Here is a 20,790-nt window from a genome sequence, read left to right as displayed (position 1 = left end):
GATATTTCGCACAGATCGGGGCCTTTGGCCGTTTAGCGTCGCTACTTGTGCGATATTTCGCACAGATCGGGTCTGTTTGGACGATTAGCGTCGCTACTTGTGCGATATTTCGCACAGAACGGGTCGGTTTGGCCGTTTAGCGTCGCTACTTGTGCGATATTTCGCACAGATCCGGGCCTTTGGCCGTTTAGCGTCGCCACTTGTGCGATATTTCGCACAGATTGGGTCTGTTTGGACGATTAGCGTCGCTACTTGTGCGATATTTCGCACAGATCGGGCCGTTTTACGATTGTAGTTCAGGCTTCGCCGGGGAAACAACGCGCAGATAGCCCCAACGCCCTTTCGACTTCCTGATGGAAGCGAAAGGGCGTTGGGGCTTTGTCTGCTCATAGATAGCGGTGCAAGTGCAAGGGGGCGGGGCGAGCGCCAGGGGGCAAGCGCGCCCCGCCCCGCCCGTTAATTACAGCGTAGCTCTAACTTCCTTGGCGGCCTGGACCAGGTTTTTCAAGCTGGCCCACGTCTCGGTGACGCCGCGCGTTTTTAGTCCGCAGTCCGGGTTCACCCACAGCTTGGAGACCTCGATTTTGTCGAGCATGCGGCTTAGCCCTTGCTTCAGCTCGTCGACGCTAGGGATGCGCGGCGAGTGGATATCGTATACGCCCGGGCCGACCTCTGTGCGGAAGCCGCATTCGTTCAGCGTATCGATGAGCGCGAGATCCGAGCGCGACGCCTCGAAGGTGATGACATCGGCGTCCATCGCATCGATATCGCGGATGATATCGCTAAACTGGCTGTAGCACATATGCGTATGAATTTGCGTTTCGGCTTTGACTCCGCTGTGTACGAGTCTGAAGGCAGGGATCGCCCAGCTCAGATATTCGCTCTGCCAGTCGGATTTACGCAGCGGCAGCTTTTCTCTCAGTGCGGCTTCGTCGATCTGGATAATCTCGATACCGTTGGCTTCGAGGTCGAGCACTTCGTCGCGAATCGCCAGACCGATCTGCAGGGCGCTCTCCTTGAGGCTGATATCCTCGCGAGGGAACGACCAGTTCAAGATCGTGACCGGACCGGTCAGCATGCCCTTGACCAGCTTGTCGGTGAGGCTCTTCGCATACGCGGAATATTCTACTGTCATCGGCTTGCTGCGGCTAATGTCGCCCCATACGATCGGCGGTTTGACGCAGCGCGTTCCGTACGACTGCACCCAGGCGTTTTCGGTGAAGATGAAGCCGTCCAGGCATTCGCCGAAGTACTCGACCATGTCATTGCGCTCGTATTCGCCATGCACGATAACATCGATGCCGATTTCCTCCTGCTGGGCGATGCACTCCGCGATACGGTCAAAGTTGAATTGCTTGTATTGCTCCTCCGTCACGTTGCCCTTTTTGAAGGCGGCGCGGTTGGCCCGGACTTCAGCCGTCTGCGGGAACGAGCCAATCGTCGTTGTCGGCAGCAACGGCAGATTGAACTTCTCTTTCTGGATCGCTTCGCGCTCCTCGAATGCAGGCAGCCTGGTGAAGTCGGCGTCCGTCAATCCGGCGACTCTCTGCTGCACCGAGTTGTCGTTGGTCAGACGGGAGGCGGCGAACAGCTGCTCATTCTCGGTGTAGAGCGCGGAGGCTTCCGGGCTGGACGCCTCGAGGATCGACTTCAGCTCGGAGAGCTCGCGCAGCTTTTCTTCTGCAAAGGCGAAGTATTGCTTGTTCGTAGCGGTCAGCTTCGTCTCGTGCTTCAGCGAGTAAGGCACATGGAGCAGCGAGCAGGAGGTGCCGAGTACGACCTGGCTTGCATGCTCGCCGATTTCGCGGAGCAGGCCGATCGTTTTTTTGTATTCGTTTTTCCAGATGTTTTTGCCGTTGATGACGCCGGCGAACAGCACCTTGTCGCTCGCGAAGCCATGCTTGCGCACGAGGTCGAGCGATTGCTTGCCTTCGACGAAGTCGATGCCGATACCGTCAAATGCGAGCGCTTGAACCGTTTCGTAGCAGTCGCGGATGTCGCCGAAGTACGTTTGCGCGACGACCTTCAAGCTGCCTTTGGCGGAGAGGATACCTTGGTACAGCTCGCTGAACAGCGCTTGATCCTCTGCCGTCAGATCTGTAACCAATGCAGGCTCATCAAGCTGCAGCCATGCCGCGCCGAGCGTGTTCAGTTGGTTCAGGACAGCCGTATACGCTTCGATGATCGCAGGTACGACATCCTTCACCTTCTTCTCGCCGGTGAATCTCGCGAGCTTCAGCAGCGTGAACGCTCCGATCAGGACAGGCTTCGTCTCGATGCCTTGTTGCTTGGCCTCGTTGTATTCGTCGAACAGCTTCGATCCGGCGAGCTGGATCGTGGTCGTATCGTCGATCTCGGGAACCATGTAGTGGTAGTTGGTGTTGAACCATTTTTTCATGGCGAGCGCTTTGACGTCGCCTTTGTCGCCTTGATAGCCGCGCGCCATCGCGAAGTACGTCTCCAGCGGGCTCAGGCCAAGCGCTTGATATCTTTGCGGGATAATCCCGAGCAGGCAAGCCGTATCCAGCAGACCGTCGTAGAAGGAAAAGTCGTTGGACGGAATGAAGTCAATGCCATTCTCCTGCTGCAGCTTCCAGTGTGCCGCTCTGAGCCGAGCCGCCGTCTGCTGCAGTTCTTCGACAGGAAGCGTTCCTTTAAAATATTTTTCAGAGGCAAATTTAAGCTCGCGCAATGCGCCGACGCGCGGGTAACCGATAATGGATGTTTTCAATGATAACAACCCCTTCAATGTTCATGTTTGCTGTGCTTAGTATAGAGCGAGGAGGTTGTTATTGGGAAACACATATAAACTATAGCTGGGTATAGCTTTTGGCTATAGGGATGAATGGTGAGAAAGATCGAGCAAAAAGACCCCGCAGAACACGCTTTGTGCCCGACAATGCTATATGCCATTGTGCTGCCTCGCTGCGTTTCCTCAATCGTATTCCACTGTCTCAACAGTGACTGAAGCTCTTGTATATCAAGCTCTCGGTCTGCTTAGATTGGTCAAATGATCAATCAGTCGTGCATTCTCCGCTTTGGTCCCGACAGAAATTCGAACGTGATGTGGGAGATTCCATGTTCCCCCATAACGCACGATAATGCCTTGCTTCATCAGCTGTTCATAGATGTCCTTCGCTTGTGAGCCTAGCTCTACTAACACGAAGTTGCTCATAGTCTTGATGAACGAAAGGCCAAGCTCCTCAAAAGCGTGGCAAAGCTGATCTCGTCCCTGGCTGTTCACCTGTAAAGACAACTGGAAATGCTCTTGATCCTCGAGCGCTGCACAGGCTGCTACTTGAGCTAACGCATTGACACTAAAGGGCTCCTTCACCTTCAGTAGGCTGCGGATCAGCTCCTCCGAAGCCACCCCATACCCAATTCGCAAGCCAGCTAAGCCATAGATTTTCGAGAAGGTCTGAAGCACGATTAGGGGATATCCCTCACGGATAAATTCCAGTCCATTGGTATAATCCGCTGCGGTCGCATAGTGACTGTATGCTGCATCGAATAATACGATAACATGCTTGGGCAAACGATCCATGATGTATTGTAAATCGGACTTGGGCAGGTAGGTGCCCGTAGGGTTGTTGGGCGAACATAGGCATAGTATCTTGGTGTGCGCGGTTACGGCTCCAAGTATCGTAGCGGGATTAAACCTGAATTGGTTATCCAGCGGAACGGTAATAACCTGTGCTCCCATCAGATGGGCACCAAACTCATATTCGCTAAAGGAAGGGGAGACTATGATCATCTCGTCTCCGGGCTCGAGGAATGTCTCGGCTACGAGGGTGATCAGCTCATCGCCGCCGTTGGTAACAATTAATTGCTCGGGTGTCGTCGCTAACTGTGCGGCAAGCTTTTGTCTTAAGGCCCATGTACCCGCGTCAGGATACCGATGAATATTTGCCACAGATGCAGTTATAGCATCTCGGACTCTCGGCGAAGCACCCAAAGGATTTTCGTTCGAGGCTAATTTGATTACTTCGGATAAGCCTAACTCCTCTTGCAGCTCCCAGATCGGTTTTCCGGGAATATAAGGGTTAATATTCTGGATTGTCTTCCGCGCTAGGGGCTTCTTCTCCATAGACATCATAAATGACCTCGCAATCATTTTTTTTTTGCTCCTTCCCTCACTGTACCGCTTCAAGTTTTTTTAGTAACCATCCAATTTTTCTAGTTTCCACCGATCCACTTGATCGCTTGATAGTACAGGTAGCAATGGCTGGAGCAAAAAAAGTAAAAGTGGAGGGTTACGTTAATACAGGATCCTTTTACGATAAACAAAGGTTGCGTCTACACAAGTCGATATGATGCGACTGCAAATTAAGAGAATGAGGAGTTGGATGATTTGGCCATATCCCGATGATCGCTTCCGGAAGCGTTGGTTTGCAGTAGACATGAGCGGGAAGTCGGACAAATTGGCAGCGGCGGATTGCTGTCTGCAACGATAGCTGATGAAAATACATATCTGTTTACGAGTCTGCTTCACAAGGTCTTGGCTATAGCTCTGTTCTGCGTGCGGACCGATATTGCGATACGTTTGTGGAAACTCAGAAAATCAAGTTGTTAGGAGATGAGAAGTGTGAAAATGCCCAGGGCGGGCCGTTGGACGGCTTGCTTGTTCATTCTGTGCCTCTTCTTGACGGTCACTGGATGTAGTACAGAAAGCATCATTGTACTGAATCCGAAAGGGCCAATTGCGGAGCAGCAACGGGATTTAATGGTGATTTCGACTCTGTTGGCGTGTATTGTCATCATCCCAGTTCTTCTTCTTATGGCCTTCATTGCTTGGCGTTATCGGGACAAAAAGGGGCGAACTGCGAAGTATACGCCAGAGTGGGAGCATAGTACGAAGCTGGAAGTCATCTGGTGGGGGGTTCCTATTGTTATTATTATCATTCTCGGCATCATTACCGCCAGGTACACGTTTGCTCTGGAGCCATCCAAGCCGCTAGTGTCGGACCAAAAGCCGCTAACCATTCAAGTGACTTCCCTGGATTGGAAATGGTTGTTTCAATATCCGGAGCAAGGAATTGCCACTGTCAATCGGGTTCAGTTTCGGGCAGGGGTCCCGATCCGCTTTGAGGTTACTGCGGATTCACCGATGAATTCGTTTTGGATTCCGCAGTTAGGCGGCCAAATCTATGCAATGTCAGGGATGGCCATGACGCTTTACTTGCAAGCAGATGAGGTTGGCAATTATTGGGGGTCTGGTGCGAACTTTACCGGCCGAGAGTTTGCCAAGATGTCCTTTGATGTCGAATCGACAACGCGCGAGGCGTTCGACCAATGGGTGAGTGAGATTAAGACGACGGCCCCGAAGCTTACCTTGGAGGGCTATAAACGGTTGGCAGAACCTGCCGCTTCGGAGGTTCAGACCTTCTCCGAATTTCCGGAGGGCTTATTTGAGATGACCGTTACCAAGTATGGCGCTTCGCATAATCATGGCTTGTCCTGGAAAGATATCCAAACAATAAAGATCCAGGAGTAGCGTAACGAAAGGAAAGATTACCCATGTGGGAAAAGATCAAAGCCTTTGCTTCGGAATTTTTTGTGACGGGCGATCCATTAATTTATGGGGCGGATGTGAGCATTGCTTTAACGATTATTGCCATAGTATTTACGCTCACTTACTTTAAAAAATGGAAGTGGCTATGGCGTGAATGGCTAACGACGGTGGATCATAAAAAAATAGGCATTTTGTACATTCTATCCGCCTTTATCATGCTGTTCCGAGGCGGGGTGGATGCGCTCCTGATGCGGGCACAGTTGACCGCACCGGAGTTGAGCCTGTTGTCACCGGACCATTACAACCAGATATTTACGACGCATGGCGTCATTATGATTTTGTTTATGGCGATGCCTTTTATGTTTGGGTTATTTAATGTGATGGTGCCTTTGCAGATCGGAGCGCGCGATGTTGCCTATCCCTTTTTGAATGCGCTCAGCTTCTGGCTGTTTTTCGCCGGCGCCATGCTATTTAACCTCTCCTTTGTCATTGGAGGCTTTCCGGATGCAGGCTGGCTCGCCTATCCACCGTATTCGGAGAAAATGTTCAATCCGGGTGTAGGCCAGGATTTTTACATTTGGGGAATTCAGATCTCGGGGATCGGGAGCTTGATGACAGGAATTAACTTTATCGTGACGATTTTGAAGATGCGTGCTCCCGGCATGAAATTAATGAAGATGCCGATGTTCCCTTGGTCAGTGCTCTCGAGCTGTATCGCAATTATCTTTTCTTTTCCTATCCTTACGGCAACTCTCGCGTTACTGTTCCTGGATCGCTACCTAGGCGCTCATTTCTTCACCCTGGATGGCGGCGGGAATCCGATGATGTATATTAACTTGATCTGGATGTGGGGACATCCCGAGGTTTACATTATTATTCTTCCGGCCTTTGGTATTTTCTCTGAGATCGTAGCGACCTTCTCCAAGAAGAAGCTGTTTGGCTACAAATCAATGGTCTATGCGATGATGATCATTAGTATTTTATCTTTCCTGGTATGGGCGCATCACTTCTTTACGATGGGCTCGGGCGCAGGGGTGAATACGGTGTTTGCACTTACGACGATGCTCATTGCGATTCCTACGGGGGTCAAAGTATTTAATTGGCTCTTTACGATGTTCCGTGGAAAAATCACCTTCGAAACACCAATGCTTTGGACGATGGGATTTATTGTGTGTTTTATCATCGGAGGGATGACCGGGGTGTTGCTGTCCGTGGCTCCGGCTGACTTTCAATTCCACAACAGCTACTTCCTTGTTGCTCACTTTCACAATACGATCATAGGCGGTGTCGTTTTTGGATACTTTGCCGGCCTCTATTATTGGTGGCCCAAGCTATTCGGTTTCAAACTGAACGAACGTATAGGGAAATGGGCGTTCTGGTTTTGGAATATCGGATTCTATGTCTGCTTTATGCCGCAATATGTGCTCGGATTGATGGGGATGACACGGAGAGTGGTGACGTATGGATGGGACAAGGGGTGGTTTGAGATGAACCTGGTTTCCACCATTGGGGCCGTATTGATGGGGATTGCCTTCGTATTTCAAGTATGGCAAATCATTTACAGCTACAAGCATTTGCAAAAAGATACGACCGGGGATCCATGGAATGGACGAACCTTGGAGTGGTCGCTGCCGTCCCCGGCACCCTACTACAATTTTGCAACACTGCCACAAGTCTCTTCGCAAGATGAATGGTGGGAGGAGAAGGAGCGCAGGAAAAAGACACCCGTCGCTTCGTTGCCTGTCCAGTTGGAACCGATCCATATGCCCAAAAATTCAGGTCTTCCGTTTGTAATGTCCATGTTTTGGTTTGCCGCGGGATTCGGGTTTGTATTTGACTGGCTATGGTTAATCATCGGCGGTCTGGCTGGCGTAGCGTTATGTATGCTTATTCACTCATTCAACTACGACACAGATTATTACATTCCCGTGGAAGAAATTAAGCGCACAGAAGCTGCGACAAGGAGGTAATGACAGATGGCTTCATTGGTATCAGAGCAACACGACCATCCAGATATGGAAGAAGTCAAGACGTTTGGATTTTGGATTTATCTGATGACAGATGTCATTATATTCGCAACGCTTTTTGCGACCTATATTGTGTTGCAAGGCAACCGCGATGGAGGGCCGGGACCGGAGGATTTATTCCAGATTGGCGGTGTTATCGCAAGTACGTTTATTTTGCTGACCAGCAGCTATACGAGCGGTCTCGCTGTGCTGGCTATGAATAAAGGGAAGGTCAGAGCATTAATGGGCTGGCTTGGTGTTACCGCAATACTCGGCGCTTCCTTTATCGTGCTCGAAGTAACAGAGTTTGTCCATCTTGTGAATGAAGGTGCGACCATCGGTACGAGCGCTTTTCTCTCCTCGTTTTATACGTTGGTCGGCACGCATGGACTCCACGTCACGTTTGGCTTAGTCTGGATGGTGGCCTTAATTATGCAGTTGGCGAAACATGGGATTACGCCTGTAACGAAGCGTAAAGTTAATGTTCTTAGTTTGTTCTGGCACTTCCTGGATGTGGTCTGGATTTTCGTGTTAACCATGGTGTACTTGATGGGGGTGAGCTAGATGGCTGGACATAATGCAGCAGCTTCGCACGACGAGCAGAGCCATGGCTCCCTGAGATCGTATACGATCGGCTTTATATTGTCGATTGTGTTGACGATCATTCCAGTCACCATTGTATGGAATGATTGGCTCAAAGGGACAGCTAACGTTATTGTATTGATGACAGCGGCGGTATTGCAGTTTATTGTCCAACTCATTTATTTCATGCATTTGCGTGAGGAGAAAAAGCCGCGCTACAATCTGGTGACTTTGATTCTCGGACTGTTTATTTTACTTCTAATCGTCGTTGGCTCTGTTTGGATCATGATGTTTAATATGGTGGCGACATGATTAGAGACTGGATTGACTTGACCAAGCCGAGAATTCTCCAACTGAATCTGATTGCGGCTTTTGCGGGATTTTGGCTGGCCTCTCAATGGAACTATAATTGGCTTCTTCTATTGTGGATGCTGCTGGGCACCTCCTTGACGATGGCTTCCGCGTGCGTCATCAATAATATCTGGGATTGGAAGCTGGATCAGAAGATGAGTCGAACGAAGGACAGACCGCTGGCTACCGGTCGTCTGAACATACGGGGTGTACTGCTGTATGCCCTTGCGCTTGGGGTGGCGGGAGAGCTGGTGCTGTTCTGGAAAGTAAATAGGCTGTGCGGCTGGCTTGGCTTGCTGGGGATGTTCGTCTATATCGTCGTATATACGATGTGGTTGAAGCGCTCGTCGACGTGGAGCACCTCTCTGGGGGGAATATCAGGTTCGATGCCTCCCGTTATTGGATACTGTGCGGTCACCCATGAAATCGACACAGGCGCCCTGCTGTTGTTCGCATTGTTGTTCTTATGGCAGCCTGCTCATTTCTGGTCTCTTGCCATCCGACGTGTCGATGAATATACAGCCGCTGGATATCCATTATTACCCGTACGCAAAGGGATTCGTCGGACCAAACTGCAGATGATTCCCTATGTGGTTTTGCTTCTGCCAACGGTTGCTTTGATCTACATTTACGAATACGCCGGAGCCGTTTTTCTCATGGTTTCTTTGCTGGCCGGAGTGGTGTGGTGTTGGCATACCTTAAGAGGGCCTTCAGCATCGAATAACGACAGTTGGGCCAGGACGAATTTTCTAATATCCGTTAATTATTTGATGTTCGTCTTTCTGTTCATGATATTGGATACGACGGGGCGCCCCTTCTAATAGATCCGGGGAGGAGAGATTAGGTTGAGAGTTACTCTTGTTGGCATACTTGCCGTTATAGTCATCTCGCTCATCGGCTGCAGCCGCCAAGATTCATTGCGTTCGACCGATCAAGAGGCTACAGCCTTGTACAAAAATAGATGTATCTCTTGCCATGCCGTTGATCGAAGCGGGAGGAATGGACCTGACCTGCGTGACATTGCCTCTAGGATGACACAACAACAAGTGATGGACATCATACAGGATGGATCCCAAGGGATGCCCTCGTATAAGAACCGAATGGCCAACAAAGAGATTGAGATTCTGGCGGAGTGGTTGGTCAAAAGCAAATAGATTTAGGAGGTTCGATATGAAACGTGTAATGCTGGCGGGCATGTTGAGTATCATCATTATAATAACTACGGCATGCGGTCAATCCTTTTATCGTTACAATTACCCAGTACAGCCATTCGACTATACTAACCAAGACGATCAACGTGTTTCATTATCTGATCTGGAAGGAAAAGTATGGATTGCCGATCTAGTCTTCACCTATTGCGAAACGATATGTCCGACGATGTCGGCGAACATGGCGGAGCTTCAAAAACGATTGAAGTCGGAGGGAGTAGAAGTGGAGCTGATTTCTTTTTCTGTCGATCCAGAACGGGATGATCCGGCTGCCCTAAAGCAATACCTTGAAAAATTTGATGCGGATTTTAGCAATTGGAATGCTCTGACGGGGTATGAATTTCATGAGATTAAGTCCTTTGTGTTACGTTCCTTCAAAACCACGATTGGCAAGGATACTGCGTCAGATCAAGTTATCCATGATGCGAATTTTAACCTGGTCGATCAGTCGGGCCATGTGGTAGCCAAATATGACGGCATGAATCCTCCTTATACTAAAATCATTAAAAAAGTGAAGGACCTTCAGAAATAAGGCACTCGCTCTAACATCGCCTCTCTACGATCGTCCGGGAGCATCAAACACAAGCTGTGATGCTCCCGGGGCGATCTTCCCCATCTCTTCTTAGGTTAATCCCAGGACAGCTCGAAGCGACGAGGCAAATCTCGAGATTCCAGCAGCGATATCCTCAGCCTTGGGCTTCGCATAAGTGAATCTCACATAACCGGACTCGGAGCCATAGACACTGCCAGGAATGAAGATTACTCCATTCCGTATCGCTTCTTCCAATAATTTGGTATCACTTACCTTAGGAATGATTTTACACCACAAATGCAAGCCTCCTTGAGGGACCGAAAAGCTTATTAATTCTGACAGCTCTTGCTGAAGGGAGGCAATCAATAAGTCCCGTTTATAGATCAGATGCATTCGCAGTCGATCTAAATGAGGTTGGAAATAGTGGGAGTTCAAAAACTGGGCAGCAAGCTTCTGTGGAACAACGCTTAGCCCAAAATCCATCTGCTGTCTGGCATCAGCCAGTCGTTCAACAACGGAATGCGGAGCGACCATCCACCCGACACGCAAACCAGGAGCCGCAATCTTAGAAAATGAGCCAATATAAAGAACTGATCCAATCGGGTCCGTCGATTTAAGCGGCATGGGGATAGCTCCATCATAACCAGTCAAGCTAAAGGGATCATCTTCAACAATCGGAAGCCCTAACTCGCTCGCGACATTGAGAAGCTCAGCTCTACGACCATCATTAAGCACTGTCCCCGTCGGGTTTTGATAGTTAGGATTGATGAAAATCATTTTTATGCGATGTTTTTTATACAATTCACGAACATCCTCAGGACGCACGCCTTTCTCGTCGACAGGAAGACGGAACAGCCGAAGGCCTGCAGATTGAAACATAGGCAAGGAGTAGCAATAAGATGGATCTTCAATCGCTACCGCATCCCCTGGAGCCAGCAAGCACTGCGTAATTAAATAAAGTGATTGTTGGGAGCCCGAAGTGATAAGAATCGATGATGCCGTCGCTCGAATGCCACGATATTGATGCAGATGTGTGACAAGCGCTTCTCTGAGGGGGGCAAATCCCTGTGGATTGTCGTAGCCCAAATAATCGGTATAGTGGTTCTCGTCAATCAGAGTATTCATTTCATCAACCGGAGAAATGTCGGTCCCCAGTTCGCTGCTGGCAAAATCTATGAGTTGATTATCTTTTTGTAAAGCTTCCCTGACTCGACGCAAAAAAGATAGATTCGGTAAAAAGCTTCCACCCTCTACATAGCGATGCCAGTTTGGCGTATGTTTGGGTGTGGCTCCCCATTTAAATTTAGCTACACGAGTGCCGCTTCCGGTTCGGCTTTCGATAATTCCAAGTGCTCGAAGCTCCGAATAAGCAAGGATGACCGTACTTCGATTTACTCCTAGACGTTCGGCTAATTTTCGCTCTGAAGGCAACAGACTGCCGGGCGTAAATTCACCGTTTGAAATTCGCTGTTCAATGTCATCGGCAATTTGTTGATATAGTGGTTGGCTGCTTTGACGGTCCGGCTGCCGAATGATAATCACCCTCTTTAATATTATCTAATGCCATCGTGTTATTTTAATCATAGCATCTGTCATCCATACAAGAGGCCGCTCTTTATAAAAAATAAATGGCTGAATTGTTTCAGAGCGTTGAACTTGGATGGCCGCTCAAACGTATAATTGGATGGTTGTCTTTCCTGCCATTTCTTATAGAATAGAGGTGAAAAGCAACCTTAACATACAATGAGAGGGATGACAGTATGAGCAACAGTCAAGTTCAAGTGGCGATTGTCCAAGCCTCGCCTATTCTGTTCGATAAGCAGTCGGCTCTCGACAAGATTGTGAGCATGACCAGGGAGGCTGCCGGCAAGGGGGCAAGCTTGGTGGTGTTCCCGGAGGTGTTTGTGCCGGGGTATCCGCGCGGACTGAGCTTTGGCGCACGCGTCGGCAGCCGAACGACCGAAGGCAGACGGGATTGGCAACGGTATTGGGAGAGCGCCATTGACGTTCCGGGGACGGACACCGAGATGCTGGGCGAACTGGCCAAGGAGTTAGGGGTCTATCTCGTCATCGGCGTAGTCGAGCGAGATCAGGAGTCCAGCAGAGGCACCTTGTTTAACTCGATGATCTATCTGGGGCCCGATGGCAAGCTGCTCGGCAAGCATCGCAAGCTGGTGCCGACCGGCTCCGAACGCCTCTTGTGGGGACAGGGGGATGGCAGTACGCTCACCGTCATCGATACCCCGTTCGGCCGAATCGGCGGTCTGATTTGTTGGGAAAATTATATGCCGCTCGCTCGTACCGCCATGTATGCGCAGGGCATCGATATTTACATTGCTCCCACGGCGGATGCGCGCGAGACGTGGCAATCGACGATCCGGCATATTGCTTGTGAAGGACGCTGCTTCGTGCTGTCCAGCAATCAATATGCGACCAAATCGAGCTATCCTGCCGATCTGGCCCACCACTCGGATATCGAAAACGATGATGACGTTCTTAGCAATGGCGGCAGTGCAATCGTTGGACCGCTTGGCAATTACGTAGCGCCGCCGCTTTATAACGAAGAGGGCATATTGATAGCCACATTAGATCTCTCGGAAGTGATCCAGAGCCGATTCGACTTTGATGTTGTTGGTCATTACAGCCGTCCGGATGTTTTCCAATTGATCGTGAACGACAAAAAGCAAGTGAATGTTCAGCGAAGCGAATAATCCCTAGATCACACTGTAAGCACGAAAGGAAGTGTTAGCTATGCACTGCTTTGGTTGTCGGTTGGCTCACCAGATGGAAGAAACCAATGTCGTGTATGAAGATGATTACATCACCTGTATCCTGGACATCGAGCCGCTTAATGAAGGACATACACTGATTCTGCCTAAATCGCACTACAAGGATCTGGAAGAGATCGACGAAGCAACGTTGTCCTCAATTATGAAGGCTTCGGTCATTCTTTCCAAAGCAATCAAAGCGATTTACCAACCGGACGGCATAACCGTCATTCAAAACGGGGGAATATTCAACGATCTGGATCACTATCATATGCATGTATTTCCGCGGTATAAAGAGGACGGATTCGGATGGGTCGAACCCGGCCACAAGTCGCATAACGACTTGGGACAAGTCAAGTTGAAGATGAGAGAGGAGTTAGATAGAATCCGATGAAAACTGAATATACAGTAAACAGCCGAGTGCCTACGCTGGCTGAGTATATTGAGCTATGTCATGCCGTTGGCTGGTCAGAGTACATCAATTTTGAAGTGGCGGAACAGTCTTTAAGTCAATCCATAGCTGGTGTTGTCGTACAAGATAAGGATGACATTGTAGGCATGGGAAGAATCGTAGGGGACGGGAGCATCTATTTTTACATTCAGGATATAGCCGTCAAGCCAGAGCATCAAAATCAAGGCGTCGGCAGGATGATTATGACTACATTAGTACAGTATGTAAAGTCGAATGCGCCTGAAAAAGCATTTGTCGGCTTATTTGCATCGGCGGGCAAAGAAGCCTTCTATAATCAATACGGATTTCATAACCATGCAGGCATGACGGGGATGTTTGGCGTCATCCACAAGCGAGAGCTGAAGTAATCGGTATACGTGTGGCACTACTTTGAGGAGGATATCGGATGAATATGGATCAGCTGTTTGATCGTCCCCCGAGGTTTGAAACGGCAAGATTGCAAATGAGGCTATTAACGCTCGAGGTTGCCGCGGACTATTTTGCAATGGCCTCAAGCCCGATCGTAGCTGCCGAGACGATATGGAGAAGACATGAAACGATGGACGATACCATCGGCTATCTTCAAAGGGTGATGAACCAATACGAGAATAGGGAAGCCATCCATTGGGGCATCGTCTGGAAGGAAACCAACACCTTGATTGGCCGGACGGGACTGATCCTGATCGATCCCATGCATGAAAAGGCGGAGTTGGGCTACGTGATTTCGGATCAGTATTGGAATCAGGGGATCGCAACTGAAGCTACCTATCCCTTGTTGAATTATGCTTTTCATGAGATTGGATTTAATAGAATCGAGGCCAGGTGTAGGGCTAATAATATCGGCTCGTATCGTGTGATGGAAAAGCTGGGCCTAACCTTTGAAGGGGTTTTGCGAAAACAGCTGAACATTCAGGGTACATACATGGACCAGAAGCTATATTCGATTCTGAGGGAGGAGTATGTAAGCGGTTCGGGGGAGGGATAATCATTCCTTGGGCCCTCGCGCCACTTACACCGCCTATCGCAAGACTTCACTTGGGATGGGCGGTGTAACGCGGCTGCCATAGCGCTCGAGGAAGCTATTCTATCCCTTAAGCGAGCCAGGGCTTTGTTTGGAGGGGGCCTAACGCTTAAGCTTCCTCCACCATACGATTCGTCAAGGCGCCGAGCTTCTCGATCTCGACCGTGACGACATCGCCAGGCTGAAGATAGACCCGCTTCTCCTTAGGATAGCCGAGGACAACCCCTTCAGGCGTGCCGGTCAGGATAATATCTCCGGGCTCCAGCGTCAGATGCTGGGAGATATAGCTGACGATTTCGTCGCACTTGAAGATCATGTCTGAGGTGTTGGAATGCTGGCGTACCTCGCCGTTAACGGTACATTTGATCTCCAGCTCATTGGGGTCCCCGACTTCGTCCGCTGTCACTAGATAGGGCCCGAGCGGAGAGAAATGATCGCATATTTTGCCTAGCATCCACTGTGAGGTGCGCTTCTGCAAGTCGCGCGCCGACAGATCGTTGACATTGCAATAGCCGAACACATGGCTGAGCGCTTCTTCCTTCGATACATACTTCGTTTTTTGGCCGATCACGATGACCAGTTCCGCTTCATAGTCCACCCTAGACGTTGCTTTGGGCAAGGCGATATCTTGTCCGGGCGCGGCGATCGTGTTGTTGAATTTATTGAACAGGACAGGGAAATCGGGGATCGGCGAATTGGTCTCTTCGGCATGCTTGCGATAATTAAGTCCGACACAGATGATCTTGCCAGGTGACGGAACGCAAGGCGCGAACGTCAAAGCCTGCTCGTCCAGCAGGAAGGTCGAGCGATCCTCACTGGCCAAAGCTTCGTCCGCCAACTGTCGCAGCGCGGGTACAGCGGCTGCATGGTCTGCGATAACCGCGTGCATGTCCAACGGGATCGCGTCATACCCCAAGCGAGCAGCGGCCTCGGCGATATCGAGCACCCCCTGGTCTGTCTGAACGCCGAGCTTGATGTTATCCTGATCATAAAAATTCAATACCTTCATAATTGCGCTCCTCTCCGCTTCACGATGCGTCAGGCATCTTTTCCGAATGTAGCGCCGCCATCGATATAGAATGGCGCGCCCATCATAAATTTTGACTCATCCGACGCCAAAAATAAAGCCCCGTATGCAATATCCTCCGGCTGGCCCAAGTCGCCGCTTAGCTGACGTTTTTTGAGCGAAGCAATCGCCGCTTGCGGGTCGTCGTAGGAGGTGTTCAGGTAGTTCTCCACAAAAGGCGTGAAAATCGTGCCCGGCAATAGCGCGTTAATGCGAATGCCGTAGCTGGCATAGTCGACCTGCATCGATTTGGTCAGCGCAAGGACGGCCCCCTTGGCAGCTGCGTAAGGCGCTCTGCGGGCGAGACCGATCTCCGCGATGCAGGAGGACATATTGATGATGCTGCCGCAGCGCTGCTGCATCATATGCGGGAGCACGTATTTGCTCGGCATGTACACGCCCCGCACATTGACCGACATGACGCGATCCCATTGCTCTGGCTCGATTTCGTGCAGCAAGCCGATTCCGCTAATCCCGGCATTATTGAAGAGGATATCGATGCGGCCATAACGCGCGATGACCGTATCGGCCAGTTGCTTCATGTCTGCGCCATCGGTGACATCCCCTTGGACAAACAAGGCTTGGCCCTGCTGTTCGATGATCTCTGCAACCGTTTGCAATCCGCTGTCGGTCTGTAGATCATTTATTATAACAGTGGCTCCCTCCGCAGCAAAACGCAACGCCGTGCTTTTGCCGATGCCCGACCCCGCGCCGGTAATGATCGCGATTTTATTCGCCAGTCTCATAGTATCATCCCTTCCTTGTCTCTAATATATCAGATCATATATCAATGTCAATAGCGTTCTCCGACGACCTTGTTCCCCTTAATATCATGTGATATATTAGCGTAAAGGACGGGGATCGTATGGATAACAACTTGGACGCCTTGGACAAACAGGAGCTGGCAGGTCGGCAGGACCTGAAGGAAGCGATCTATGAGAGGCTTAAGCAGATGATTATGAGGCGTGACTTCACACCCAATGAACGAATCGATGCTGTCGCAATCGCCGAGAAGCTCGGGGTAAGCCGCACTCCTGTGCGGGATGCGTTGAACATGCTGGATGCCGAAGGCTTTATTAAGACGGTCCCTCGGCAAGGCATTTATGTCAAGGGAATCTATCGTCAGGATCTGATTGAACTATTCCAGTTCCGAGAGATGGTCGAGCTGTACGCGTTGGAGAGCGGCTTTCAGACGCTGCACCAGCAGAGAGAGGACCTCATAGCGATCGTCCATCGGTTTGAGGCGGCGATCGCTTCGACGAGCTATGACGGCGTGCGGGCGATGGAAGCGGATATTGAGCTGCATAGGAGGATTGTCGCTTCGACCGGCAACCGGATCGTCATGGACTCGTACGACAGGGTGAACGGACATGTCCAGATGGTGCGCGCTTACTATCTCCAGGATATGCAGCGCATCAAACAGGCGCATCAGGAGCATCAAAGCTTCCTGGCGGCATTGGAGGATGGGGACAAGGAGGGGGCCAAGCTCCAGCTAAAACGGCATCTGGAGGAGACGCTGGCGAACCTCCTGTCGATTATTGATATCTATAAGGTTTTCTGAATTGGAGGATGTGGGATGGATGAACCTATCGTGATGGCGTCTGGTAGAACGGCGGATGTGTTGGTGCTGGATGAGCACCATGTGCTGAAGCTATTTCATGCTACGGTATCGGGGCAATCCATACAAGACGAGTTTGCGATCGGCGAGCGTGAAAATATTTATCAGGTAACAACCGCACAAAAACAATTGCAGCAATCAAGAAAAGTAGTAGACTCGCCAAGAGCTGTCCCTTTTCTAGTCGAGCGCGAGTTGTTCTACCAGACGGTTGATGGCAGTGTTTTTTCCATCTTCATGAAGGTTGAACAGCAATATTATCTGGTTCCCATGGCCGTCTACAAAAATGGCGAGGTGGTTTGTTATGTTCCTGGCCGTGATATTCATTTCCGCATAGAGGAAGTATCGGATTGGTTTACCGAACAGACCTTCTTTACAGAGCTGAATGAACCGACGAGCGTCATTCTTCCAGAGCTGGGCGAAGTCACCCTCTCGGATGGCGGATATGCAGCGGCGTTGGCGGATAAACGCGATGAGCTCATCGATAGCCACAAAAAGCTGAACGGCGTAAAGACTTCCTTTGAGGAGTGTAGGGAAGCCTATTATCAATATCTCGAGGACCCCAGAGAGTACTATCGGCAAGCGCTAAAAGAGAAGTACGAGCGTGTGCCGGAGCATGAGAGGATGTATCTCGGCGATATGGATAGCAAAGATTGGGATTATCAACGGATCATCTACCGGCCGGATGAAAAGCGGGAAGTGTAGGTGGTTTGCTCAAGGGCGAGCGTTCGAGTCATATGGGCGGAAAGTGCAGTCTCGGAAAGCTCGAGAGCGCACTTCCCCGCCCGTACCTACTTACTCTACGCGATGCGCAACATTTTCGCTGTCAGGCTCATACCAGACGAATTGCATGCTTTTGCCTGCCTCAGCAGTGCTGAACTCCAGCTCGGTCGATGTCTGTTGTTCGTAGAATCGCAGATTGCTGAGGGGCAATAACCCCAGCGTCATATTGTTTCCCAGTCTCATATACAGCTGATCGTGTGCAGTATACACTGTCACACCTATTGATTGCCCCTGTTCGTCTGTGATTTGATAGTCGCCCAACAAGGGCTCATAGTCTGCTAGAGTCAGCGAGATGATGGCGGGTTGAGCTGCTGGCTGCGGGATGTCGTACGGTTCGCCGGCCAGGATCTGTTCGATGCTATGAAGCAGTTGGTGCGTATACGCATAACCGCGTTCCCCGTTTTGCAAGAGGATGACCGTGGCATCCTGCTCGATGTAGCGTTTGAACTGCGTGGCATAGCCGGGCCACCCGCCGCTGTGACTGACCGCTTGCCCTAGCTGCGGATGCTGCTCGATCAGCCAGCCCAAGCCGTAGTCGAATGTTTCGCCGTTATGGAGCGTCACAGGAGCGAACATCGCTTCGCGCAGCTGTGGAGGGACCAACCGATCCTCATACAGGGCGCGATCGAGGCGCAGGAGGTCCATGACGGTGCTGTTCACCATGCCGTCGCCCTGCAAGCCGTCCAGATAATCCACATAATTCAGCTCCGGCACCACATCCGGCAGCACATATCCGCCATGCTCCAGTCGGTACACATAGCCCCAGGCGAAGTCCTCGGGAACGGCTCCGGGGTCCATCCGGCGATTGTAGACGCGCGTACGCGTCATGCCGAGCGTCTGGAAGATCTGCTCGGACAGGAAGTCGGCATACGACTGACCGCTGATCCGTTCGATCAAGATCGCGAGCATAATATAACCCGTATTGCTGTACATCCAGCGCTCGCCGGGCGCGAAGAGCGGATCGGGACGATGCGCGATCAGCATATCCAGCACATCGGCATTCACAGCCCGCTGTTCGGGGTGCCACTGCTCGGCGAATAGCTGCATATAATCCGGCAGTCCGGACGTATGGGTCAACAGATGCCGGACCGTAATATCCGGATAAGGGAGCTCGGGCAGCCAATCGGCTATCAGGTCATCGAGCTGCAATTTGGCCATGAGGTGCAAGCGCAGGATGCCCAGGGCGGTGATCGGCTTGGACACCGAAGCGAGCTCAAACATCGATTCCGTCGTCAGCGGACGTACCCGATCTGCGTTAATTTCTGCATTTCCGATCGCTTCGCAGAGCAGCGGGGCGCCCTGTTCGGCGACCAGGATGACGCCATGGAAGCTGGCATGTTCTCTGACATGCTCCATAAGCGCGCGCAGCTGCGCGGCCCGCTCCTGTGTTGCTCCTGTCATATCTGTTCCTCCTCTGGTTTGTGGTTTGAGGTCTTTTGTTCGTCCAGCCCAGGCAGACCGTATTGCTCCGCATAGTGCGCCAGAGCCTGATCCAGCCAGGCTGTCTCCCGTTCGTCGAACGGGAGATCGACCAATTGATTTAGCCGTTCATGCTGCTCTTCAGGAATCTCCGCAAAGTTGACGATCGCCTGGCTATCGAGCAGACCAAGCACTCGTTGCACATAATGGCCGATCATGTTAGTAGCCTCCGCTGCATCCGGAGCGCCGACGGACAGACGCTTGACAGCATCCACGAAGGCAAGCATCTCGCGATCCAGCTCGGCTGTGGCATCTGCGGAGATATCGAACAAGTTAGCTGCTGTCTGCTCCGACAGATGCTCGGCCACCCAGCTGCGCTGCTTGTCCTCCCTAAGCATATTGCGGATCAGCAGGAACATCATCTCATGCTCGAGCTGCCCGTCACGCTTCAGGATGGCGAGCAGTCTTCCGAGGGTTTCCAGCGACTTGTCCAGCTCGGCGCGGGAGGCCAGCAGCGCTTGCTGCTGCAACCTCAGCGTTTCGTCGAGACTCATCTCCGACTCGCGATCATGCAGGAAAAGGCGGATGCGCTCCAGCGAGAAACCAAGCGACTTCAAGCCGATGATTTTTTGCAAGGTGATCAAATCAGCTGTGCCATAGCTCCGATGACCATTATCCTGACGGCTTGGAGCTAGCAGTCCCGCCTCTTCATAGTAGTGAAGCGTCCGGATCGGTATTCCGCTTAATTCGGCAAATTTGCCGATCGAGTAATGCGTATGGTCCATCCTCTCGCCTCCTCATGCCCCATTATATAACCTCCAGTAACTGTAGGTTCAAGTCCAAATTGCATTATGCTGCCAAACAGATGAATGTATTTACAGCAAGGTGTCGTCTTTGCTACAATGACTTTGCGTTTATTGTTAACCATAGTTAAATAAAATTGGTTAACATATATCGCTAGTTGGAACATGGAGGAGGACAAAGAGGTTGGTTAAGACGACGAGCTGTACCACGGATTGGAGCCGTCTGGCGACAAAGGCGTTGGCAGGGGAGGGGGTGGCGGCTGATGATGCTCTGGCGGTGATGATGGCAGGCGATGACGAGGTGCTGCCGATCCTCCATGCGGCCTATGAGGTGCGGAGGCATTATTACGGACGGCTGGTCAAGCTCAACATGCTCATCAATGCGAAAAGCGGCCTCTGCCCCGAGGATTGCGGCTATTGCTCGCAGTCGATCGTCTCGACGGCGCCAGTGAGCAAGTATGCGATGCTGGACAAGGAGACGCTGCTCGCCGGCGCGCGCGAGGCGATGAGCCGTAAGGCCGGCACCTACTGCATCGTCGCCTCCGGCAAGGGGCCGACGGACAGGGAGCTGGAGCAGGTGATCGCTGCCGTCCGCGAGATCCGGGCGACGCTGCCGCTGAAGATTTGCGCGTGCCTCGGACTGCTGCGGGACGATCAGGCCGAGCGGCTGGCC

General features: G+C 51.2%; 20 protein-coding genes and 1 pseudogene. 14 read left to right on the top strand and 7 right to left on the bottom strand.

What is annotated here, in order from left to right; translation table 11 throughout:
- Positions 1-460 precede the first annotated feature (460 nt).
- A complete protein-coding gene (metE, locus tag PA598K_RS30900; RefSeq protein ID WP_128660626.1) occupies positions 461-2,731 on the bottom strand; it encodes a 5-methyltetrahydropteroyltriglutamate--homocysteine S-methyltransferase in 2,271 nt (756 codons plus the stop codon).
- Positions 2,732-2,980: 249 nt separating this feature from the next.
- Positions 2,981-4,114 (bottom strand): histidinol-phosphate transaminase, encoded by a 1,134-nt coding sequence (gene hisC / locus PA598K_RS30895; protein WP_376739099.1) that lies wholly within the window; start codon positions 4,112-4,114, stop codon positions 2,981-2,983.
- A 471-nt stretch (positions 4,115-4,585) separates the two neighbouring features.
- Between hisC and cyoA the strand changes: the two genes are divergently transcribed.
- Genes cyoA through PA598K_RS30855 form a run of 7 tightly spaced genes read left to right on the top strand, consistent with a single transcriptional unit; the run spans position 4,586 to position 10,191 of the window.
- Positions 4,586-5,494 carry a ubiquinol oxidase subunit II gene (gene cyoA / locus PA598K_RS30885; protein WP_376739098.1) on the top strand — a complete coding sequence of 303 codons (909 nt, stop codon included), beginning with the start codon at positions 4,586-4,588 and terminating at the stop codon, positions 5,492-5,494.
- A 23-nt stretch (positions 5,495-5,517) separates the two neighbouring features.
- Entirely contained in the window at positions 5,518-7,482 is a 1,965-nt protein-coding gene (locus PA598K_RS30880) for a cbb3-type cytochrome c oxidase subunit I (protein WP_128660625.1), read from the top strand.
- 6 nt (positions 7,483-7,488) lie between these two features.
- Positions 7,489-8,082 carry a cytochrome o ubiquinol oxidase subunit III gene (gene cyoC / locus PA598K_RS30875; protein ID WP_128660624.1) on the top strand — a complete coding sequence of 198 codons (594 nt, stop codon included), beginning with the start codon at positions 7,489-7,491 and terminating at the stop codon, positions 8,080-8,082.
- Entirely contained in the window at positions 8,083-8,412 is a 330-nt protein-coding gene (gene cyoD, locus PA598K_RS30870) for a cytochrome o ubiquinol oxidase subunit IV (protein WP_128660623.1), read from the top strand.
- On the top strand, positions 8,409-9,272 hold the full coding sequence (gene cyoE / locus PA598K_RS30865) for a heme o synthase (RefSeq protein WP_128660622.1): 864 nt from the start codon (positions 8,409-8,411) through the stop codon (positions 9,270-9,272). The genes cyoD and cyoE overlap by 4 nt, the downstream gene beginning before the upstream one ends.
- 24 nt (positions 9,273-9,296) lie before the next feature.
- Complete coding sequence (locus PA598K_RS39115) at positions 9,297-9,605, top strand: c-type cytochrome (protein ID WP_185602327.1); 309 nt, start codon at positions 9,297-9,299, stop codon at positions 9,603-9,605.
- Between the two features lie 16 nt (positions 9,606-9,621).
- Positions 9,622-10,191, top strand: coding sequence for an SCO family protein (locus PA598K_RS30855; protein ID WP_128660621.1), 570 nt, complete (start codon positions 9,622-9,624; stop codon positions 10,189-10,191).
- 90 nt (positions 10,192-10,281) lie between these two features.
- On the opposite strand, the gene pdxR is transcribed toward PA598K_RS30855, so the two are convergent.
- The gene (gene pdxR, locus PA598K_RS30850; RefSeq protein WP_128660631.1) at positions 10,282-11,724 is read right to left on the bottom strand and encodes a MocR-like pyridoxine biosynthesis transcription factor PdxR; all 1,443 of its coding nucleotides are present in this window, start codon (positions 11,722-11,724) and stop codon (positions 10,282-10,284) included.
- Between the two features lie 227 nt (positions 11,725-11,951).
- Here pdxR and PA598K_RS30845 point away from each other — a divergent pair, with 227 nt between their 5' ends.
- Genes PA598K_RS30845 through PA598K_RS30830 form a run of 4 tightly spaced genes read left to right on the top strand, consistent with a single transcriptional unit; the run spans position 11,952 to position 14,395 of the window.
- Positions 11,952-12,902 (top strand): carbon-nitrogen hydrolase family protein, encoded by a 951-nt coding sequence (locus PA598K_RS30845; RefSeq protein ID WP_128660620.1) that lies wholly within the window; start codon positions 11,952-11,954, stop codon positions 12,900-12,902.
- A 40-nt stretch (positions 12,903-12,942) separates the two neighbouring features.
- Positions 12,943-13,353 (top strand): HIT family protein, encoded by a 411-nt coding sequence (locus PA598K_RS30840; RefSeq protein ID WP_128660619.1) that lies wholly within the window; start codon positions 12,943-12,945, stop codon positions 13,351-13,353.
- A complete protein-coding gene (locus tag PA598K_RS30835) occupies positions 13,350-13,778 on the top strand; it encodes a GNAT family N-acetyltransferase (RefSeq protein WP_128660618.1) in 429 nt (142 codons plus the stop codon). Before PA598K_RS30840 ends, PA598K_RS30835 begins: the two co-directional genes overlap by 4 nt.
- A gap of 38 nt (positions 13,779-13,816) precedes the next feature.
- Positions 13,817-14,395, top strand: a complete 579-nt coding sequence (locus tag PA598K_RS30830) for a GNAT family N-acetyltransferase (RefSeq protein ID WP_128660617.1) — start codon at positions 13,817-13,819, stop codon at positions 14,393-14,395.
- Between the two features lie 145 nt (positions 14,396-14,540).
- On the opposite strand, the gene PA598K_RS30825 is transcribed toward PA598K_RS30830, so the two are convergent.
- Both PA598K_RS30825 and PA598K_RS30820 read right to left on the bottom strand, forming a co-directional pair.
- Complete coding sequence (locus PA598K_RS30825; protein WP_128660616.1) at positions 14,541-15,440, bottom strand: fumarylacetoacetate hydrolase family protein; 900 nt, start codon at positions 15,438-15,440, stop codon at positions 14,541-14,543.
- A gap of 29 nt (positions 15,441-15,469) precedes the next feature.
- Positions 15,470-16,243 (bottom strand): SDR family NAD(P)-dependent oxidoreductase, encoded by a 774-nt coding sequence (locus tag PA598K_RS30820; RefSeq protein WP_128660615.1) that lies wholly within the window; start codon positions 16,241-16,243, stop codon positions 15,470-15,472.
- Positions 16,244-16,362: 119 nt separating this feature from the next.
- On the opposite strand from PA598K_RS30820, the gene PA598K_RS30815 reads away from it, so the two are divergent.
- Together PA598K_RS30815 and PA598K_RS30810 are read left to right on the top strand one after the other, a co-directional pair.
- Positions 16,363-17,058 carry a GntR family transcriptional regulator gene (locus tag PA598K_RS30815; RefSeq protein ID WP_128660614.1) on the top strand — a complete coding sequence of 232 codons (696 nt, stop codon included), beginning with the start codon at positions 16,363-16,365 and terminating at the stop codon, positions 17,056-17,058.
- Between the two features lie 15 nt (positions 17,059-17,073).
- Positions 17,074-17,817: a DUF7638 domain-containing protein gene (locus tag PA598K_RS30810; protein ID WP_128660613.1), complete on the top strand. Its 744-nt coding sequence runs from the start codon at positions 17,074-17,076 to the stop codon at positions 17,815-17,817.
- A 90-nt stretch (positions 17,818-17,907) separates the two neighbouring features.
- On the opposite strand, the gene PA598K_RS30805 is transcribed toward PA598K_RS30810, so the two are convergent.
- Positions 17,908-19,296: a serine hydrolase domain-containing protein gene (locus PA598K_RS30805; RefSeq protein ID WP_128660612.1), complete on the bottom strand. Its 1,389-nt coding sequence runs from the start codon at positions 19,294-19,296 to the stop codon at positions 17,908-17,910.
- Positions 19,293-20,099, bottom strand: a complete 807-nt coding sequence (locus PA598K_RS30800) for a MerR family transcriptional regulator (RefSeq protein WP_128660611.1) — start codon at positions 20,097-20,099, stop codon at positions 19,293-19,295. The genes PA598K_RS30805 and PA598K_RS30800 overlap by 4 nt, the downstream gene beginning before the upstream one ends.
- A 202-nt stretch (positions 20,100-20,301) precedes the next feature.
- Between PA598K_RS30800 and PA598K_RS30795 the strand changes: the two are divergent.
- Positions 20,302-20,790, top strand: a pseudogene (locus tag PA598K_RS30795) (biotin synthase BioB); the annotation flags it as partial.

It is taken from the genome of Paenibacillus sp. 598K (assembly GCF_003851045.1).
GTDB lineage: Bacteria > Bacillota > Bacilli > Paenibacillales > Paenibacillaceae > Paenibacillus_D.
The sequence above is the reverse complement of the archived record's forward strand: the minus strand, read 5'-3'. Positions and strand labels throughout refer to the sequence as shown.

Bases quoted from the DNA above. Each gene is read 5' to 3' on its own strand.
- PA598K_RS30855 (WP_128660621.1), top strand. From the start codon at position 9,622: ATGAAACGTGTAATGCTGGCGGGCATGTTGAGTATCATCATTATAATA.
- PA598K_RS30810 (WP_128660613.1), top strand. From the start codon at position 17,074: ATGGATGAACCTATCGTGATGGCGTCTGGTAGAACGGCGGATGTGTTG.
- PA598K_RS30800 (WP_128660611.1), bottom strand. From the start codon at position 20,099: ATGGACCATACGCATTACTCGATCGGCAAATTTGCCGAATTAAGCGGA.
- PA598K_RS30830 (WP_128660617.1), top strand. From the start codon at position 13,817: ATGAATATGGATCAGCTGTTTGATCGTCCCCCGAGGTTTGAAACGGCA.
- cyoD (WP_128660623.1), top strand. From the start codon at position 8,083: ATGGCTGGACATAATGCAGCAGCTTCGCACGACGAGCAGAGCCATGGC.
- PA598K_RS30835 (WP_128660618.1), top strand. From the start codon at position 13,350: ATGAAAACTGAATATACAGTAAACAGCCGAGTGCCTACGCTGGCTGAG.
- cyoE (WP_128660622.1), top strand. From the start codon at position 8,409: ATGATTAGAGACTGGATTGACTTGACCAAGCCGAGAATTCTCCAACTG.
- PA598K_RS30840 (WP_128660619.1), top strand. From the start codon at position 12,943: ATGCACTGCTTTGGTTGTCGGTTGGCTCACCAGATGGAAGAAACCAAT.
- PA598K_RS30825 (WP_128660616.1), bottom strand. From the start codon at position 15,440: ATGAAGGTATTGAATTTTTATGATCAGGATAACATCAAGCTCGGCGTT.
- cyoC (WP_128660624.1), top strand. From the start codon at position 7,489: ATGGCTTCATTGGTATCAGAGCAACACGACCATCCAGATATGGAAGAA.
- PA598K_RS30815 (WP_128660614.1), top strand. From the start codon at position 16,363: ATGGATAACAACTTGGACGCCTTGGACAAACAGGAGCTGGCAGGTCGG.
- PA598K_RS30845 (WP_128660620.1), top strand. From the start codon at position 11,952: ATGAGCAACAGTCAAGTTCAAGTGGCGATTGTCCAAGCCTCGCCTATT.
- hisC (WP_376739099.1), bottom strand. From the start codon at position 4,114: ATGATTGCGAGGTCATTTATGATGTCTATGGAGAAGAAGCCCCTAGCG.
- PA598K_RS30880 (WP_128660625.1), top strand. From the start codon at position 5,518: ATGTGGGAAAAGATCAAAGCCTTTGCTTCGGAATTTTTTGTGACGGGC.
- PA598K_RS30805 (WP_128660612.1), bottom strand. From the start codon at position 19,296: ATGACAGGAGCAACACAGGAGCGGGCCGCGCAGCTGCGCGCGCTTATG.
- PA598K_RS30820 (WP_128660615.1), bottom strand. From the start codon at position 16,243: ATGAGACTGGCGAATAAAATCGCGATCATTACCGGCGCGGGGTCGGGC.